This window comes from Cytobacillus sp. FSL W7-1323 (genome assembly GCF_038595015.1).
Lineage (GTDB): Bacteria > Bacillota > Bacilli > Bacillales > Cytobacillaceae > Cytobacillus > Cytobacillus kochii.
In genome coordinates this window covers 3,779,105-3,797,096 of sequence record NZ_CP151998.1, presented here as the reverse complement: position 1 = coordinate 3,797,096, position 17,992 = coordinate 3,779,105, and the positions used below count along the sequence as shown (strand labels likewise).

Below are 17,992 nucleotides of genomic sequence, written 5' to 3'. Positions count from 1 at the left end.
TGTAAGGGTTCCTTTTTCGATACCGATGAACAATCACAAAATAAGAAAATGGGCCAATGAAATGTTCTAAGAATCTTCTTTTCTGTTTTGACTGATTCTTTTTCACTTATTTCATTGCCCTTCTTGTTTATGGTTATATCCTTTAGGTAAAATAATCAGTATGAAGATTATTGGTAGATGAGGTGATGGAATGATTAGGATTGGTTTAACTGGATGGGGAGATCATGACAGCCTATATACGGAGCGTATATCTAACCGAGATAAACTATTAGAATATGGCGCTCATTTTCCAACAGTTGAGGTAGACGCTTCCTTTTATGCCGTACAGCCAGAAAGGAACGGGGAAAAGTGGGTGAGGGAAACGCCTGCTTCATTTAAATTTGTTGTGAAAGCTTATCAGGGGATGACGGGGCATCAAAGGGGGGAGATTCCTTTTGAGACAAAGGAAGAAATGTTTGCTGCTTTTAAAGCGTCGCTTGCCCCTTATATAAGAGAAAATAAGTTAGCGATGGTCCTATTTCAATTTCCACCGTGGTTTAATTGTAAAAAGGAAAACGTGCAATATTTACGCTGGTGTAAACAGCAAATGGGAGAAATACCATGTGCTGTTGAATTTCGTCATCAGTCTTGGTATCAAGATGCGTTTATAGAAGGTACTTTAAATTTTATCAAGGAAGAGAAATGGATACATACCGTTTGTGATGAACCACAAGCAGGGGAGGGGTCTGTTCCAATTGTGATGCATACTTGCGGTAATCCAATTGTACTGGTCCGCTTGCACGGTCGTAATGTTCATGGATGGCAAAATAAAAATCAACCAAATTGGCGTGAAGTTCGCTATCTATACCGTTATAATCACCAGGAATTATTGGAGTGGGCAGAGCGATTAAAGCAATTACAAAAAGAGGCGAAGGAGGTCTATGTACTATTTAATAATAATTCTGGTGGTGACGCAGCGGATAATGCGAAGGGAATTCTAGAAATATTAGGAATTGAATATGAGGGATTAGCTCCAAAACAACTCGGTTTATTTTAACTAATGAGTACACCGAATCTCTACCTATAACATAAATTGTTAAAGGGAAGGGGGGACGGTCATGGTTGAATTAAAGCCTGTTATTTTGGATGGTCATACGTTTATGACTGTATCCGTTGAGCTGCCAAAAACTAATTTGTTAGTCGTATCAAATGATAAAGGATATATCATGTGTGGTGCATTAGACGTTGCGTTATTAAATGAAAAATTAAAAGATCGCCATGTCATTGCTGGTAGAGCAGTAGGGGTAAAAACGATTCAACAGCTAATAGATGCACCACTTGAATCAGTCACTTTTGCTGCAGAGGAATTAGGCATTAAAAAAGGGATGATCGGTAGAGAAGCGCTATTAAGAATGGTATAGGTTATAGTATCCTACTATATCTTAAAAATAATAAATTTATGAATATTTTAGGTTTTGATAGAGTTTTGCATAAATAATTATATTTTGATATAATGTATAACAATTGAATAATGCCTTATCAATCCGATGGGGTAGAGGCGCAAATCATCATTAGTAATCAATGTGAGGATGACAACAGTGAACTTTGATAAAAGGGAGATTTGCCGAAGCAAATAGGTACGTCAATATTTATTTGTTGGGGTTGCTCTTAATAGGAGTAACACTGTCATTATGGAGGTATATTAACCATAATGGGGAGCTACAGTCGTGATGGAGAATAACGTTACTTCTTGAAGGGTAATGATAGAATCTCTATCGTTACTCTTTTTTTATTATCAATTAAGGATCAAAGAAAAGTGGAGGATACCTTTCTCTGATCGTTAATTGATATGAGACGCATTCGTTCATGTCTATAGCTCCTATACTAATAGGAGGTCTTTTTATGACAGGTACATTTATTTCTGTGCTGCCACCTTTGGTAGCGATGCTTTTGGTTATACTAACAAAAAGGGTGATTCTCTCCCTTGGTTTAGGGGCGTTAACAGCAGCTATCATAATTGGAGGATATCAACCGCTAGATACGCTACAAATATTTTTCTCGTCGTTTATAGCACTTTTTATAACAGATGAAGGGTTAAATACTTGGAATATATTCATTCTATTATTCTTACTTATTCTTGGTAGCATTACTGCATTTATTTCACTATCGGGTGGTAGTCGTGCCTTTGGTGAATGGGCAATGAAGCGTGTGAAAACGAGAGTGGGTGCACAGTTATTAACCGTAGTTTTAGGTATGATTTTGTTTATAGATGATTATTTTAATGCGCTAACAGTTGGACAGGTATCTCGACCTGTTACCGATCGACAAAAAGTATCACGTGTAAAGCTTGCTTATTTAATTGATTCAACATCCGCACCTTTATGTGTTATTTCGCCTATATCAAGTTGGGGAGCATCAATTATCGCCTTAATTGGCTCGATTTTAGTGTCTCATAAAATAACTGATTATAGTGCTTTCTCTGCTTTCATGCAAATCATTCCGTTAAATTTTTATGTGTGGGCGGCAATCATAATGGTGTTTATCATTGTTGTTGGGCAAATTGACTTTGGTCCGATGAAGAAACATGAGAAACAAGCTATTGAACAAGGAATTCTATTTGATAAGAAGAAACAGTTGAAAGACGAAGTTCAAGAAGAATTACCTATTAGTACGAAAGGGACTGTTGATCATCTTGTTTGGCCAATCATTGTTTTATTTATTGGAACAGTGAGTATGATGGCTTGGACAGGCATTAATGGTGCAGAGGGGAATGTGTCGTTAGTATCCTTATTAGAAAACACAGATGTGGCCTTATCATTAATTGTCGGAGGATTATTGAGTTTAGCTGTTGCTTACGTACAATTTGCTCAAGTATTAAAGAAAGATGATAAACTAACGAGTAATTTTTATTTGAAAGCTACATGGGTTGGGATGAAATCTATGTTTGGATCAGTATTGATCTTAATTTTTGCCTGGTTACTCGGAGATTTGATTAGTCAACTAGGTACAGGGGAATACTTGGCTAGCGTTATTAATCAATCGAATCTGAGTCATGATTTTATCCCTGTTATCCTATTTATTATTGCGGCACTTATGGCATTTAGTACAGGTACATCTTGGGGATCATTTGGCATTCTTCTTCCAATAGCTGGTGATATTGCTGTAGCTACAGATATATCCCTGCTGATTCCTGCAATGGCAGCTGTACTTGGAGGGGCAGTATTCGGAGATCATGCTTCACCGATTTCTGATACTTCTATTTTATCCGCCACAGGTGCAGGGAGTAATTTGATTGACCATGTCATTACACAGTTTCCTTATGCCTTTACAGCAGCTGTTGCTGCGGCCATCTCTTATATCATTTTGGGTGTAAGTGGAAGTGTAATCATTGCATTAGCTGCTTTGATTGTTATGATGGCGGGGATTTTCCTTGTTGTTAAAATGTTCGGTACAAAAACCGAGAAGATGATATAATAGTTCTTTTGAACAATATAGGAAGGAGGAATGAACTCGTCGGTTCATTCCTCTTTTTCTATCCTACAAGTCTAAAATCACTACATAAGCAAAGTTATTTTACTTTATATAAAAGTAGCTAGTTATTTTAATTGCTAATTATTAACAATTAACTGAACTACATTATACCTATCTACTATTAATTATTTTATGAATATAATGATAGAGTTTTACAAACAAAACATAGTAAAGAGAAATCCTTTAACGCTCTAAACTATTAATAGATTTCTAAATATTAATATTATTCACAAAGATTGTTTTGACAGATGAATAAAATGATACTATACTATTTTTAGATTTATAGCAATTATCAGAAAAATATTACATTTTGGTTATTTTAGTCTACTTTTTTTGTGTGGTATCTTTTCTTGTGGGGTTTATATGGGGGATTTGAACCATGCTCTTAGTTGTTGGAATAATCAAAAAAAGGGGGATCATTATGTTATTTAAAAAGAGAATGACCGCTGTTCTTTTAGCTTCTACCATAGGAGCTGCAGGTTTCCTTGCTGGCTGTGGTAGTGATAGTGCAGGTGGTGGTGAGTCTGGTGATACTGTCAAGATAGGTGCCAACCTAGAACTTTCTGGTGCAGTTGCCTCATATGGTGAAGGAATTGCTGAAGGAATCGAATTGGCTGTGGATGAAATTAATAAAGATGGTGGAATCGACGGTAAAGAGATAGAAATTGTAAAAGTAGATAATAAATCGGATGCAGCAGAAGCAACCAATGCAGCTATTAAATTAACGGAAAATGATGATGTCGTAGCTATTATTGGGTCTGCTACAAGTGGTAACACAGTTGCTCAAGCACAAGTGGCTAATAATTCAGAGACGGTATTGCTTTCTCCTTCAGGTACGAGTCCAAATGTAACAGTGAATGATGATGGAAGCTTAAATGATTTTGTATTCCGTACCTCGTTTATTGATCCTTTCCAAGGAACAGTAGCAGCGAATTTTGCTGCCAATGAATTAGGAGTGAAAAATGTAGCTATCTATGCTGATAACGCAAGTGATTACGCAAAAGGTTTAGCAGCTTCCTTTAAAGAAACTTTCGAAGCAGCAGGTGGGAAAATAGTAGCCGAAGAATCGTATGTGGCGAAGGATACTGATTTCAGGTCCACACTTACAAGAATTAAATCAGCTAATCCCGAATTTATTTTTATCCCTGGTTATTATGAAGAAGTAGGACTTATTGTCAAACAAGGACGAGAAATGGGTATTGACGTACCGCTAATGGGTGCTGACGGTTGGGATTCACCAAAGCTAGTTGAATTAGCCGGAGGGGATTCCTTAAATAATACGTTTATAACAAACCATTATTCTTCGGGTGATCCAGACGAGACGATTCAATCCTTTGTAACAAAGTTTGGTGAAAAATATAATGGTTCATCACCAGATGCTTTTAATGCATTAGGTTATGACTCTGTATATATGTTGAAAGATGCCATGGAGCGTGCCGAAAGTACAAGTGATGCGAAGAAAATCAAAGATGCCTTAGCTGAGACGAAAGATTTAACTCTTGTAACGGGTATCATTTCAGTTGATGAAGATCATAACCCAATTAAATCAGCTACTGTATTGGAATATAAGGATGGGGAGCAAGTCTTCAAAACGAAAGTAAATCCTTAAAATGAGGCTGTATTAAAATGGGAGGAGCGAGTGGGCCTTCCATTTTTTTTATCAGATATGAAAGGGTAATTCCTGATGTGATAGCTAATAATCTCATAGTCCAAGATTGCTCAGGAGCAATGGTTTTTTGAAATTAGCGTGTCAATTATTACCTTATGAGGAGATATTCAGCATAGCGTTTTCGCTAGCTGTCACTCTCTATCTGAAGCTATTCGGGTTATTTGAAGAGGAGTGGGGATTCATGGATTGGATTCAACAGTTAGTAAATGGGATATCGTTAGGAAGTATTTATGCACTGATTGCTTTAGGCTATACAATGGTTTATGGAATTATCAAATTGATTAACTTTGCCCACGGTGAAGTATTTATGATTGGGGCGTTTGTTGGTTTTTATGCGATTGCTGGATGGGGGTTAGGATTCTTTCCTGCCTTAATTATTGCAATGGCTGTCTGTGCAGGGATGGGTATGTTAATTGAGCGAGTAGCATATCGAAGGTTGAGAGGTTCTACGCGAATTGCTGCCCTCATTACAGCGATAGGGATTTCTTTATTTATACAGTATTTATTTATTTACTTTAGAGGTGCACAACCAGAAGCTTATCCTGAAGTCATTAGCAATCAAACCTATAATATTTTGGGTGCACAAATCAGTAGTCAATCACTTATGATTTTAGGCACTTCGATTGTGCTAATGATCGTTCTACAATTTATTGTTCATAAAACCAAAATCGGTAAAGCAATGCGGGCTGTGTCACATGATATGGATGCTGCAAGGTTGATGGGGATTAATGTAAACACAACCATTTCCGCCACATTTGCTATTGGCTCTTCCTTGGCCGGGGCAGCAGGTGTTTTCTTTGGTGTGTATTATACAAAAATAGAACCGTTAATGGGCGTGATTCCAGGATTAAAGGCTTTTGTTGCAGCTGTACTAGGTGGCATCGGTATTATTCCTGGAGCGATGGTTGGTGGCCTTGTGTTAGGCGTAGTTGAAACGGTTGTTAGTGGCCTTGGTTACTCTTTATGGAGAGACGCGGCAGCATTTGTCATTCTCATTTTAATCCTTTTATTCAAGCCATCAGGTATCTTTGGTAAAAATGCAAGAGAGAAGGTGTAAAAAGGATGAATACGAAGAAGATCAAAGGTTTCTGGTTGTTTGTTATTCTCTCCATTATTGTTTATTTTGCAGTTCAGATGGCTGCAAATACTGGAATGATTAATAATTATCATGTGAATACACTTGTTTATATTTGTATTAATATTATTTTGGCCGTCAGTTTACATTTAGTTATTGGCATTACAGGACAATTTTCAATCGGACATGCTGGTTTTTTAGCTGTTGGGGCTTACATTTCAGCAATTGTAACGATGAAACTTTCACTTCCATTTCCTATTGCACTTATTATTGGTGGGATTGTTGCCGCTTTAACTGGCTTAATTGTTGGGATACCTTCTTTAAGGTTACGTGGTGATTATTTAGCGATTGCAACATTAGGATTTGCAGAGATTATCCGCATCATTTTCTTAAATATTGATGCAGTAGGTGGAGCAGCAGGTATGCAGGTCACAAAGATGACAACTTGGACTTCGGCCTTCATCTGCTTATTTATTACCGTATTAGTGATTGTGAATTTTACAAATTCAAGGCATGGTCGCGCATGTATATCGATTAGAGAAAATGAAATCGCTGCCGATGCGATGGGTATTAATACGACCTATTATAAAGTAGCGGCATTTGCCATTGGGTCTTTTTTCGCAGGAATCGCAGGGGGGTTATATGCTCATAATTTTTATATTATTCAACCCGTTCAATTTGGTTTTTTGAAATCATTTGATATCCTCATTTTCGTCGTATTAGGGGGATTAGGCAGTCTATCTGGGGCGGTTATCTCGGCTATTTTGTTAACGATTATCTCCACATTTTTACAAAGTTATCCTGAAACACGAATGATTATCTATAGTGCCGTGCTCATTCTAGTTATGCTTTACCGTCCGCAAGGTTTATTGGGGACAAAGGAAATTACGGACCTCTTTAAACGTAAAAGCGTGAAAGGAGGAAGCTAAAATGGAGAATCAACCATTATTAAAAGTCAATCAAGCTGGTATTTCTTTTGGCGGTTTAAAAGCTGTTTCAGGATTCGATTTGGAAATTCACCAAGGGGAACTGATCGGTTTGATTGGTCCAAACGGAGCAGGGAAAACGACCAGCTTCAACCTATTAACTGGTGTCTACGTGCCGACTGAAGGAGATATTTTCTTAGAAGGTGTACGTTTAAACGGACTCCCTCCCTATCAGGTGACAAGGAAAGGAATCAGTAGGACGTTTCAAAATATTCGTTTATTCAATGATCTTTCTGTGTTAGATAATGTAAAAGTAGCGAATCATTCGCGTGCGAAACATTCGATGTTAAGCTCGATTCTCCGGTTGCCTTCTCATTTTAACGGAGAAAAAGAAATGGAAGACAAATCAATAGAACTATTACGTATTTTTCAGCTCGAACATGTGAAGGATGAATTAGCTAAAAACTTGCCATATGGACAACAAAGGCGATTAGAAATCGCAAGAGCATTAGCGGCTGGACCAAAGCTTTTGCTGTTAGATGAGCCGGCTGCCGGTATGAACCCACAAGAAACACATGACCTTATGGAGCTCATTCGCTTTATTAGAGAGAAGTTTGATTTAACAATACTCTTAATTGAGCACGATATGAATTTAGTTATGGGGATATGTGAAAGAATTTATGTGCTTGACCATGGGCAATTAATTGCCGAAGGGTTGCCAGAAGAAATTAGAAGTAACCCAAAAGTAATCGAGGCTTATCTCGGAGAGGAGGTTTCTTCGGATGCTCAAGGTTGATGGAATAGATGTTTACTATGGGAATATTCATGCATTAAAGGGCGTCTCGTTAGAGGTATTAGAAGGAGAGATTGTCACTTTAATTGGTGCAAACGGAGCAGGGAAAAGCACGCTATTAAAAACGTTATCAGGATTATTAAAGCCGAAGCAAGGCGTGATTCAATATGAGAATCAATCGATTGTTGGTAAACAAGCACAAACGATTGTAAAGGCTGGGATATCGCATGTACCAGAGGGAAGACGCGTGTTCTCGAATATGACTGTAGAAGAAAATTTAGAACTAGGCGCTTTTGTGAGAAAAGATAAAGAAGTACAAAAAGATATCCAGAAAGTCTATGAACTTTTCCCGCGATTATTCGAAAGAAAAGGACAGCTTTCCGGAACTTTATCAGGCGGAGAACAACAAATGTTAGCGATGGGCAGAGCCATTATGGCTAGACCTAAGTTGCTTTTGTTAGATGAACCATCCATGGGCCTTGCCCCAATTATGGTTAAGACCATCTTCAGTATTATAGAAGAAATTAATGAAACAAATGGAACAACGATTTTACTTGTTGAACAAAATGCGCATATGGCCCTCTCTATTGCGAAAAGAGGGTATGTCCTTGAAACTGGAAAAGTAGTGCTCACCGGATCAGCAAAAGATTTACAAGAAAGTGATGAAATCCGTATGGCTTATTTAGGCGGATAAAAAGAACCCGTTAACAAAATATTGGGTAATGGATCATTGCTCAAGCGAAATTCAAAAAGCGAGGAGTTAGATGCCGCTTCTAACAAGAAGGCGTCATCTATTCCTCGTTTACTTTGCTCTTTCTTGTTTTTCCCAAAGATTCAAATGAGGGTATGGATCGTACGACCATTCAGTATAGCCATTATCCTTATACATACCATAATGGAGGTGTGGAGGGAATTTTCCCGAAGTCCCTTTTGGTCCATAGCCAGAACTACCGACACCACCAATGACTTTGCCAGGTTCAACAATTTGACCAACTTTTAAATCATCAGAAAATCCGCTTAGGTGAGCGTAATAGTGATAGTTATTGTTGATATCGCGAATACCAATTCGCCAACCACCATATTTATTCCAGCCTTTCATTTCGACAATACCATAGCTGGTAGCTCTAACTGGTAATCCGTAATCAGCAAAAATATCTGTTCCTTCATGGATTCTTCTACCACCCCAACCTCTCGCACTTCCCCATGTACTACGATAGCTATAATGAGTACCAATCGGGACAGGAAAAACATGTTCATCTAAGTTAAGTCTCCCATAGTTTTGATAAAGCTTTGCCTTTCCCATAATAATTCTGACCGATTTATCACGTTTATAATAGTTCCAAATACCAATTTTAATGTTCTCATAATCCGTACCATAACGAAGTAGAAAGTTAGCAAATGCGTACAATACATCGTCATCACTATCTAAACTTGCTTTTCCGTCACCATCACCATCAAAGCCAATACCATTAAAGAACTCTATCGTCTTTGGATCTTCGTCATTTATGTTTGGGTTTGTGAAACCAACCCATTCCTCCGGTTTAAAGTAAATGCCAGTAATCCCTTCAGCTTTAGGTAAGTCTCGTCTTGATTGTCTTACATTTCTTTCATATTGATCGATGGCAGCAAGATAATACCAAGGAATGGTCGTGACTGTTTCAATTCTTTCATAAAGCGCCATTCTTTTTGCGTAAATATCATCTAATTCGGAGGCTGCTGCCGTTTCTGGTTGCATAAAGGATAAGACCGTTGTTAAGGTGATAAGTAATGTGAAAACTCGCACCAATAAACCTCCCTTCTCTTCTAATTACTGTTATAGTTTGTGATAAAATAGAAAAACGATAAATATAAAATATTGGAAGGTTTTTAATGAACGAGGTTGTTCTATCTACTTCCATGTGTTAAAGTTGCTTCTGTAAGACTCTCTAGATAAAAATGATGATAAAAAAAGCGTCTTTTTGAAATTCTGGGATGGAGTGAAGAAGAATGACGACTAAGAAAGATGAACATTTACGTAAGCCGGATTGGTTGAAAATAAAGTTAAACACTAATAAAAACTACACCGGATTAAAGAAAATGATGAGAGAAAAGAATCTTCATACTGTATGTGAAGAGGCAAAATGCCCAAATATTCATGAATGTTGGGCGGTAAGAAGGACAGCAACATTTATGATCTTAGGTTCTGTTTGTACAAGAGCCTGTCGTTTTTGTGCGGTCAAAACAGGACTGCCAACTGAGCTTGATTGGGAAGAACCAGAACGCGTAGCTGATTCTGTCGCTTTAATGAATTTAAAACATGCAGTTATTACAGTGGTTGCGCGAGATGATTTAAAAGATGGTGGATCAGCTATTTTAGCGGAAACGATTCGTGCCATTAGAAGAAAAAGTCCATTTACAACTGTAGAGGTTTTACCTTCTGATATGGGCGGGGTATATGAAAATCTTAAAACAGTAATGGATGCAAAACCAGATATCTTAAACCATAATATTGAAACAGTAGAAAGACTGACGCCAAGAGTAAGAGCGCGTGCTACATATAAACGATCACTTGAATTTTTACAACGTTCTAAAGAAATGCAACCTGAAATTCCAACCAAATCAAGTTTAATGGTGGGGCTAGGGGAAACAAAAGAAGAAATCATTCAAACGATGGATGATTTGCGAGCGCATGACGTAGATATTATGACGATTGGTCAATATCTACAACCATCTAAAAAACATATAAAAGTTGTAAAATATTATCATCCAGATGAGTTTAATGAATTAAGGGAAATTGCAATGTCCAAAGGGTTTAGCCATTGTGAAGCAGGTCCAATGGTTCGTTCTTCCTATCATGCAGATGAACAAGTAAATGCAGCAGCTAAGCAAAGACAACAAATGGGTGAAGTAGACGCGAAAGAAGCGTAAACACAAGAAAGGGGATTAGCTAAAGGAGCTAATCCTCTTTTGATATTTCACAGCGTTACTTATTTGACATCTTTTCAGACTTGTTAATATCGGCTTTTTTCATTTGGCTCGTTAATTGATCAATACCATAATGGGTGTGCTCACTATCTGCATCCATCGTAGAATAACTTTCTATTTCTTTGCGGAGATTGGTATTGTCAGTCGTATAAATATCAAACCATCCGGGAACAACTGATTCTGCCATTTTTTCTACTTGTGTAGCAGTTGATTCACGATTATCTGAATCCGTATTGTAAACAATTAACACTTCATTGTCTGTCACTAATGTAGACACATCATCCACATTTGGAAGTTCAGTACAATATTTTCCGATAATATCAGCCACTTTTTCACGATTAATGGCAGCATAATGTTCATTGGATACCTTTTCTCCATAAATAGGACTTTTTTGATGACGAACGTATCCGAAATCTTCACTACTTTGCTGACTAGTATTGTAAATATCTGTTCGCTGATCATTCACATTAACCGTATTGCCACTTTCGGGATAAATATCACCTTTAGCGGAATGATCGGCTGCTTGACATCCAGTGAGAGCAACCATACTGGATATCCCGATGAACATTATCATTTTTTTCATCAGAAACACCCCCTTAACAATATCTTTTCCGATTCTTTCGTTTTTTTCCTTAGTAATTGATGGTGAATCAGTTATAATTTAAAATAGGACTATTGTACATAGACGTTAACTTTCTTTATAATTTAATTAGTGAGCCAATGAAAAAGAGGTGAGATCAATTGGTTTGTATACAAAACGCATGTTATGAAGTAATTGAAGATATTAGAGACGGATTTAATGAAGAAGCTTTTCGGGGTCGATATAGTGAAATATTAAATCGTTATGATTATATTGTAGGTGACTGGGGATACGGCCAACTAAGACTTAGAGGTTTTTTTGACGATCAGAATCAAAAAGCGACGTATGATACGAAAATTAGCACTTTGACAGAGTATTTATACGAATATTGTAATTTTGGTTGTCCTTATTTCGTTGTAAAAAGAGTGAAGCAATAGAAAAAGCTGAACGAATTATTCGTCCAGCTTTTTTTCTGTTAAAATTACTCATCTGAAGCTTCTGAATGGGGATCGTGTGCTCCAGGCATTTCTCTAGGAATGTCAGCATGAAGTTCCCGATTTTCATAAACAAATGCACTAGATTGGTGTTGACCTTCTTCCCACTCTGAACTTTTGTTCTCAACAGGTGTATGCTTCCCTCTTGGTGCACCATACGGGCCCTCAGGTAAATCTTCCACTGCGAGGTTTTCCTTTTGTGATTCAACATTGTCAAAATCCGAGTAATTCTTTTTTTGATCCATTGATATCACTCCTAATAATATGAGAAAAAATGAGAGCCTTGCTACGCTCCCATTTATACTATTTGCAGGAGCAATCAATATTATCCAATCGGTTAAATGACCTCATATAAAAAGGCTCTTAACTCTTCTGCATCTTCGCTCTCCAATTGAAAAGCATGTTCTAAATAACCCTCTTCTTCAAGGTCATCGGTACCAATAATAGCAAAACGACTTCCTTGAATATCAAGAACAAGTTGTTTTCCATAATACCGATCTGAACGAACAAGCGCTAAATCAAAGCGTTGATTTTCACCCATAAAACTAACAAAGCGTGTTTTTGTATCTTCTAAATCATCATATAAAAAGAATCTTTCGGTCATTTAACGTATAGACCCCTTTCTAACTATCCATGCTACATTTATCATAACAAAATCTTAGCAGACAGGAAATTGATTTTATACTCACATAAGGGAGAACTTTCTTCATTGTTATGAATGAGATACAATAGATAGGAAGTATGGGATGAGAAAGGTGAGGGACATGTATTTTGTTGATCGAGAAAAAATTGAGGAAATCCTCGTTTATTTGGAAAAACAACTATCACTATTAGGGAAACATACAGCACTTCATTCGGATATAGAGAAACTTGCGCTTGAAAGACTGAGCCATATGGTTATTGAGGCGGTCTTAGATGTAGGTAATGCAATGATTGATGGCTTTATTATGAGAGACCCAGGTAGTTATGAAGATATTATTGATATTCTGGAAGATGAAAAAGTCATTGACCATGAAATGGCTATCAGCTATAAAAAGGTTATTGCTTACCGTAAGCCATTAGTGCAAAGTTATACAGGCATTCAACATGATGAATTAAACAAGAGCTTCCAATTAGAATTAGCTCAATTAAAAAAATTCCCTACAGCTGTTAGAGACTATTTAATGAAAGAACTTGGTCCTGTATCAGCTTTTAGAAATTAGGGGGAAAGTAAATGACAAAATATAAAGGTTATTTAATTGATTTAGATGGGACGATGTACAAAGGAAAACAATTAATTCATGAAGCCGTTTCCTTTATTCAAGGGTTAAAAGAAAGAGGCATTCCCTACCTTTTTGTCACAAACAATTCATCTAGAACACCAAAACAAGTTGCTGAAAAACTTCAAAATTTTGGCATTGAGGCGACTGAAGATAAAGTATTTACAACTAGTATGGCAACGGCGAATTATATTTTTCAAAGAAGTCCCGAAGCGTCTATATTTGTGATCGGAGAAGAAGGGATTAGACAGGCATTAGAAGAAAAGGGCTTTCACTTTGCAGGGGAGCACGCCGATTATGTTGTTTCAGGAATCGATCGTGACATCAACTACGAGAAACTTGCAACAGCTTGTTTGGCTGTAAGAAATGGAGCTACCTTTATCTCTACAAACGGTGATATTGCCATTCCAACTGAAAGAGGACTTTTACCTGGCAATGGCTCATTAACCTCAGTCATTAGTGTATCGACGCAAACTATCCCAACTTTTATTGGCAAGCCAGAAGCGATCATTATGGAGCAAGCGTTAAAAGTTTTAGGCACAGATAAAGCTCATACATTGATGGTTGGAGATAACTATGATACAGATATCAAGGCAGGAATGAATGCTGGTTTAGACACATTATTGGTTCATACAGGCGTAACAACGAAGGAACTTTTAAAAGGCTACGACAAGCAACCAACCTTTGTTGTGGATACACTAAATCAGTGGGATTACTTATAAGAAATGAAGAACAGCAGTACGAAAGATGTACTTGCTGTTTTTTATATTGTTGGAATAGATGTTGACTGCGAAGACGATTATAGACATTCATGCGAGTGAACATGAACGCTTTTTATAACAACAAATTTATCTAAAACTCTGTAATATAAAGGCGAGTAAAATAAAAATAGCAGGCTCACTATAAAGTGATGTCCTACTATTTTTCTTCTATCTATTCCACATGATGCGCACGGTGAGCAAGGCGACTAGAAGCCGCAGCAGCAATGGCACCAACAATATCATCTAAAAAAGTATGGCATCTTTCAGAGTTTTTATCATTTAATGGACCTAAGATACCGGGTTTTAATTTATCTACATAACCAAAATTGGTCATTCCGATTGAACCATACACATTTACAATTGATAGCGCTAAAACTTCGTCAACACCATATAATCCTTCATCTGTTTCAATAATGGATTGCAGTGGTTCCATTAATTTCTTTTCTTCTGCAAGCATATCTAATTGAATACCGGTGAGAATGGCGTTTTGTACTTCCCGTTTGGATAATACTCTTTCTACATTGTCGATACATGTTTCTATTTTCAAGTTTTGATGATATTTCTCTTGAAGAAAATACACTAACTCAGCAATATCAACAATCTCTACTCCTCGTTCTTTGAGCCATTTTCTTGCTGTTTTCTCTGTTAAAGTAATTGCTCTTTCTTCACTCATGAGTTCACCTTTTTCTATAATTTTATTCGCTTTCTGCTGCTCTTTACTACTATATGATAGTAATGATAGCTTGCGAACTTTCAAACCATCATATCCCCTAAAAATAAATCAACAAGTTTTAGCTATTTTTTCATATATTTGAATAAAATGCATCTATTTAGCTTGATTAAAGGGGGTTATGACGAATGTTAAGACGTTTACTCAAGGAAAAATATAATATTCAGGCGGAAGAAGAGTTTCGATTTGATCATTATAATGCTTGTAAATCACAAAATGAAGTGTATATATTAGTCCCTGCTAATCATTTAAAAGAAGAGGCGCTCACTGAACTGGATCAAATTGCAGAGCATTTAAGAATGAGTGGGGATAAGAATATTGCTGGATTTAAAAAAACAACAGAAGGAAAGCCTTATACTGAGTGGGAGGAAGCGAGATATGCAGTTTTAAGTAATCAACGTTTACAGCCAAGAAAAGAAGGACATTTCGGCAGGAAGTTGGCAAAATTCCACTTTCGAGGGAGAACGGTTAATTTTGCAGTGGAACAAACAAGTCGAATCGGTCAATGGAAAACACTGTGGGAAACAAGACTCGATCAAATGGAAAAGGTATGGAATGATATGGTATTTCAATTTGATGGAGAAAGTGAATTTGACCGCCTATTTTTAGAATCATTTCCTTATTACATGGGAATGGCTGAAAATGCGATTCAATATATTGTTGATACGGAATTTGATGATGAACCGATGATGACTGATACTGGCACTGTCTGCCATGAAAGATTTTCTAATCGTACATGGGGAGAACAATATTATGTGAAAAACCCTTTTGATTGGGTATTTGACCATGCCACAAGAGATTTAGCCGAATGGACGAGAGAGAAGTACTTCAAGAATATAAAAACCTATCAACCAGATGTAAGAAAGTTTGTTGAAGAATATGAATCGATCAGTCCATTGTCAAGTTTTTCATGGCGTTTATATTATGCGAGAATGATGTTCCCACTTCATTATTTTGAATGCATCGAAAGCTATTACGGTGCACAAACAGAACAAGAACGAAATATTCTGAAGGAAAAATTAGAAAAGTATTTGCACCAATCGCCAGAATATGAACAATTCATATCGCGTTTTTTTGAGATCGTAAACCATCAGGAAGTATCTAAACAATGGTATATTCCTATGCCTGAATGGTTGGAATCGAAATAAATAAATTTATATATGTACCCTTCATCAGGAAAAAAAGTTGGAAAGTGTGGGGAAATCTGAAATAAGCACACCTTCATTCCAATAATGTAGCAATTAATTTAATTAAGATGAGTCTTCACCTAAAGCTAAAGATCAACCATTTTATAAGCACGAGCCAAGTTCAAGCTGGATCGTGCTTTCTCACCAAGCAAAATCACTTCCACCAAATGAAAAATTTGCCTATAATGAAAAGAAAATGGGAAGTGGTGAGAGAATGGGTAAGAAATTGTTTATTACAAGGAAACTTCCATATGAGGTCATTGAGCCATTACAAGCAAAATACGATGTTGAGATGTGGGACAAGGAGGATGTAGTAATCCCTCGTCATGTGTTACTCGAAAAGGTGAAAGATGCAGAAGGCTTAATGACAATGTTATCAGAAAAAGTAGATGAGGAATTATTTCAACATGCCCCGAAATTAAAGGTTGTGGCCAATATGGCCGTTGGTTATGACAACATAGATATACAAGCGGCAGAGCGCGCGAATGTAACAATCACTAATACACCTGATGTCCTAACAGAATCAACAGCTGATCTGACTTTTTCATTATTATTAGCTACGGCAAGGAGAATGATTGAAGCGGCAGAATATGTGAAAAATAATCAGTGGAAAAGCTGGAGTCCACTGCTATTAGCTGGACATGACGTCCATAGAAAAACCATTGGAATTGTTGGCATGGGGAGTATTGGTGAGGTGGTTGCTAAACGTGCAAAAGGATTTGATATGCATATCCTTTATTATAATCGAACTAGGAAAAAGAGAGCGGAAGAAGAGCTTCATGCCCAGTATGTATCATTCGAAGAACTTGTCAGTCAATCTGATTTTATCGTCTGCTTAACGCCTTTAACAAATGAAACAAGAAATCTTTTCACAAAAGAAGTCTTTCAGCAAATGAAACCTTCAGGTATTTTTGTTAATGCCTCACGTGGACCAGTAGTCAATGAAGATGACCTCTACTCTGCCTTAGTAGAGGGTGAAATTGCGGGAGCTGGATTAGATGTGTTCGCAGAAGAACCAATCTCAGGAGATCATCCTCTATTGCAATTAAAACAAGTAGTCGCATTGCCTCATATTGGAAGTGCAACAACTGAAACAAGATATAAAATGATGGAATTATGCGTACAGAACATTGACCGAGTATTTTCAGATGGGACTCCACTTACACCAGTAAAACAATAAACCATCTTTGTAAATTAAACGAGTAGGTTAAAACCCGTGGGCGTTATAGCACACGGGTTTTTGACATTTCATTTATCTTTATGCTCCTTAAAAATAATCCACAAGTATATTTCTTTTTCATCATGGTGTTTTTTGAAATGTGAAAAAAAACCAATATATATGAAGAGAGTGTGTATAGATAGCAAACCTTTTAGTAATTGTTTAGAGTAACGAATAAAAAAATGTGATTTTATGTTATTATTCGTTATGAATTCACTTTTACTAACATAAATATTTTTGAGGAGGGATTTCATGTTGCCAATTGAAAGAAGAGAAAAAATGATAGATTGGCTAGAGAAAGAAGGATCATTAAAAGTTTCGACAATTAGTAAGAGACTAGGCGTATCAGAAATGACAGTTTATAGAGATATAAAGCCATTATTGAAACAGGATAAAATCATTAAAACATCTAACGGGATTGCACTCATTCCAAGAAATTTAATGAAAGAGAACCAATGTACTTATTGTTTGAAACCATTGCAAGCAAGATTATCAGTGCAAATCATCAGAGAGAATGATGTGATTGAGCAAACATGTTGTCCTCATTGTGGATTATTACGTTATGAAGATATTAAGGAAGATGTGACACAAATTATTTGTAGAGACTTCTTAAAAGATACGACGATGAGCGCAAAAGCAGCATTGTATTTAATTAATGCTGACCTTGATTTAAATTGCTGCCACCCTCAAGTGATTTGTTTCAATTCTTATAAACATGCCAAACAATTCCAACAAGGGTTTGGCGGAGAAATCTTACCGTTTGAAGAAGCGATAAAAGAAATTGTGAAGCAAATGTCTGGTGGCTGTTGTCATTCGAACTAATTT

Annotated in this window: 20 protein-coding genes and 1 riboswitch; of the genes, 15 read left to right on the top strand and 5 right to left on the bottom strand. The window is 36.8% G+C overall.

Annotation, left to right across the window (positions count from 1 at the left end; all coding sequences use genetic code 11):
* The first annotated feature begins 190 nt into the window (after positions 1 to 190).
* The 8 genes from MKX67_RS19280 to MKX67_RS19245 all read left to right on the top strand — a co-directional run bounded on the left by MKX67_RS19280 (position 191) and on the right by MKX67_RS19245 (position 8,667).
* Positions 191 to 1,036: a DUF72 domain-containing protein gene (locus tag MKX67_RS19280; protein ID WP_342488602.1), complete on the top strand. Its 846-nt coding sequence runs from the start codon at positions 191 to 193 to the stop codon at positions 1,034 to 1,036.
* Between the two features lie 61 nt (positions 1,037 to 1,097).
* Positions 1,098 to 1,400, top strand: a complete 303-nt coding sequence (locus MKX67_RS19275) for a DUF1805 domain-containing protein (protein ID WP_095372006.1) — start codon at positions 1,098 to 1,100, stop codon at positions 1,398 to 1,400.
* Positions 1,401 to 1,524: 124 nt separating this feature from the next.
* A riboswitch (Lysine riboswitch) is annotated at positions 1,525 to 1,709 on the top strand.
* Positions 1,710 to 1,881: 172 nt separating this feature from the next.
* The gene (locus MKX67_RS19270; RefSeq protein ID WP_342488601.1) at positions 1,882 to 3,453 is read left to right on the top strand and encodes a Na+/H+ antiporter NhaC family protein; all 1,572 of its coding nucleotides are present in this window, start codon (positions 1,882 to 1,884) and stop codon (positions 3,451 to 3,453) included.
* 478 nt (positions 3,454 to 3,931) lie between these two features.
* Positions 3,932 to 5,119: an ABC transporter substrate-binding protein gene (locus tag MKX67_RS19265; RefSeq protein WP_342488600.1), complete on the top strand. Its 1,188-nt coding sequence runs from the start codon at positions 3,932 to 3,934 to the stop codon at positions 5,117 to 5,119.
* Between the two features lie 241 nt (positions 5,120 to 5,360).
* Positions 5,361 to 6,236, top strand: coding sequence for a branched-chain amino acid ABC transporter permease (locus MKX67_RS19260; protein WP_224938080.1), 876 nt, complete (start codon positions 5,361 to 5,363; stop codon positions 6,234 to 6,236).
* A gap of 5 nt (positions 6,237 to 6,241) precedes the next feature.
* On the top strand, positions 6,242 to 7,183 hold the full coding sequence (locus MKX67_RS19255; protein WP_224938079.1) for a branched-chain amino acid ABC transporter permease: 942 nt from the start codon (positions 6,242 to 6,244) through the stop codon (positions 7,181 to 7,183).
* A gap of 1 nt (position 7,184) precedes the next feature.
* A complete protein-coding gene (locus MKX67_RS19250) occupies positions 7,185 to 7,976 on the top strand; it encodes an ABC transporter ATP-binding protein (RefSeq protein ID WP_095372010.1) in 792 nt (263 codons plus the stop codon).
* A complete protein-coding gene (locus MKX67_RS19245; RefSeq protein ID WP_095372011.1) occupies positions 7,963 to 8,667 on the top strand; it encodes an ABC transporter ATP-binding protein in 705 nt (234 codons plus the stop codon). Before MKX67_RS19250 ends, MKX67_RS19245 begins: the two co-directional genes overlap by 14 nt.
* A 108-nt stretch (positions 8,668 to 8,775) precedes the next feature.
* Here MKX67_RS19245 and MKX67_RS19240 read toward each other — a convergent pair whose 3' ends face one another.
* The gene (locus MKX67_RS19240; RefSeq protein ID WP_342489294.1) at positions 8,776 to 9,708 is read right to left on the bottom strand and encodes a M23 family metallopeptidase; all 933 of its coding nucleotides are present in this window, start codon (positions 9,706 to 9,708) and stop codon (positions 8,776 to 8,778) included.
* Positions 9,709 to 9,959: 251 nt separating this feature from the next.
* Here MKX67_RS19240 and lipA point away from each other — a divergent pair, with 251 nt between their 5' ends.
* A complete protein-coding gene (gene lipA, locus MKX67_RS19235; RefSeq protein WP_224938077.1) occupies positions 9,960 to 10,880 on the top strand; it encodes a lipoyl synthase in 921 nt (306 codons plus the stop codon).
* A gap of 55 nt (positions 10,881 to 10,935) precedes the next feature.
* On the opposite strand, the gene MKX67_RS19230 is transcribed toward lipA, so the two are convergent.
* Positions 10,936 to 11,520 carry a YhcN/YlaJ family sporulation lipoprotein gene (locus MKX67_RS19230; RefSeq protein ID WP_224938076.1) on the bottom strand — a complete coding sequence of 195 codons (585 nt, stop codon included), beginning with the start codon at positions 11,518 to 11,520 and terminating at the stop codon, positions 10,936 to 10,938.
* Positions 11,521 to 11,678: 158 nt separating this feature from the next.
* Between MKX67_RS19230 and MKX67_RS19225 the strand changes: the two genes are divergently transcribed.
* Positions 11,679 to 11,954 carry a YutD family protein gene (locus MKX67_RS19225; protein WP_095372014.1) on the top strand — a complete coding sequence of 92 codons (276 nt, stop codon included), beginning with the start codon at positions 11,679 to 11,681 and terminating at the stop codon, positions 11,952 to 11,954.
* A 44-nt stretch (positions 11,955 to 11,998) separates the two neighbouring features.
* On the opposite strand, the gene MKX67_RS19220 is transcribed toward MKX67_RS19225, so the two are convergent.
* Both MKX67_RS19220 and MKX67_RS19215 read right to left on the bottom strand, forming a co-directional pair.
* Entirely contained in the window at positions 11,999 to 12,256 is a 258-nt protein-coding gene (locus tag MKX67_RS19220; RefSeq protein WP_251163570.1) for a hypothetical protein, read from the bottom strand.
* 92 nt (positions 12,257 to 12,348) lie between these two features.
* Positions 12,349 to 12,615 carry a DUF3055 domain-containing protein gene (locus tag MKX67_RS19215; protein ID WP_095372016.1) on the bottom strand — a complete coding sequence of 89 codons (267 nt, stop codon included), beginning with the start codon at positions 12,613 to 12,615 and terminating at the stop codon, positions 12,349 to 12,351.
* Positions 12,616 to 12,775: 160 nt separating this feature from the next.
* On the opposite strand from MKX67_RS19215, the gene MKX67_RS19210 reads away from it, so the two are divergent.
* Positions 12,776 to 13,213: a DUF86 domain-containing protein gene (locus MKX67_RS19210; protein ID WP_095373609.1), complete on the top strand. Its 438-nt coding sequence runs from the start codon at positions 12,776 to 12,778 to the stop codon at positions 13,211 to 13,213.
* A gap of 11 nt (positions 13,214 to 13,224) precedes the next feature.
* Entirely contained in the window at positions 13,225 to 13,992 is a 768-nt protein-coding gene (locus tag MKX67_RS19205; protein WP_224938074.1) for a TIGR01457 family HAD-type hydrolase, read from the top strand.
* 211 nt (positions 13,993 to 14,203) lie between these two features.
* Here MKX67_RS19205 and MKX67_RS19200 read toward each other — a convergent pair whose 3' ends face one another.
* Positions 14,204 to 14,704 (bottom strand): phosphatidylglycerophosphatase A, encoded by a 501-nt coding sequence (locus tag MKX67_RS19200; RefSeq protein WP_341108265.1) that lies wholly within the window; start codon positions 14,702 to 14,704, stop codon positions 14,204 to 14,206.
* A gap of 185 nt (positions 14,705 to 14,889) precedes the next feature.
* Here MKX67_RS19200 and yutH point away from each other — a divergent pair, with 185 nt between their 5' ends.
* The 3 genes from yutH (at position 14,890) to MKX67_RS19185 (ending at position 17,989) form a co-directional block, all read left to right on the top strand.
* Positions 14,890 to 15,909: a spore coat putative kinase YutH gene (gene yutH, locus MKX67_RS19195; RefSeq protein ID WP_224938073.1), complete on the top strand. Its 1,020-nt coding sequence runs from the start codon at positions 14,890 to 14,892 to the stop codon at positions 15,907 to 15,909.
* Between the two features lie 253 nt (positions 15,910 to 16,162).
* The gene (locus MKX67_RS19190) at positions 16,163 to 17,128 is read left to right on the top strand and encodes a D-glycerate dehydrogenase (protein WP_342488598.1); all 966 of its coding nucleotides are present in this window, start codon (positions 16,163 to 16,165) and stop codon (positions 17,126 to 17,128) included.
* 291 nt (positions 17,129 to 17,419) lie between these two features.
* Positions 17,420 to 17,989 carry a DeoR family transcriptional regulator gene (locus tag MKX67_RS19185; RefSeq protein WP_251163567.1) on the top strand — a complete coding sequence of 190 codons (570 nt, stop codon included), beginning with the start codon at positions 17,420 to 17,422 and terminating at the stop codon, positions 17,987 to 17,989.
* The last annotated feature ends 3 nt before the right edge of the window (positions 17,990 to 17,992 follow it).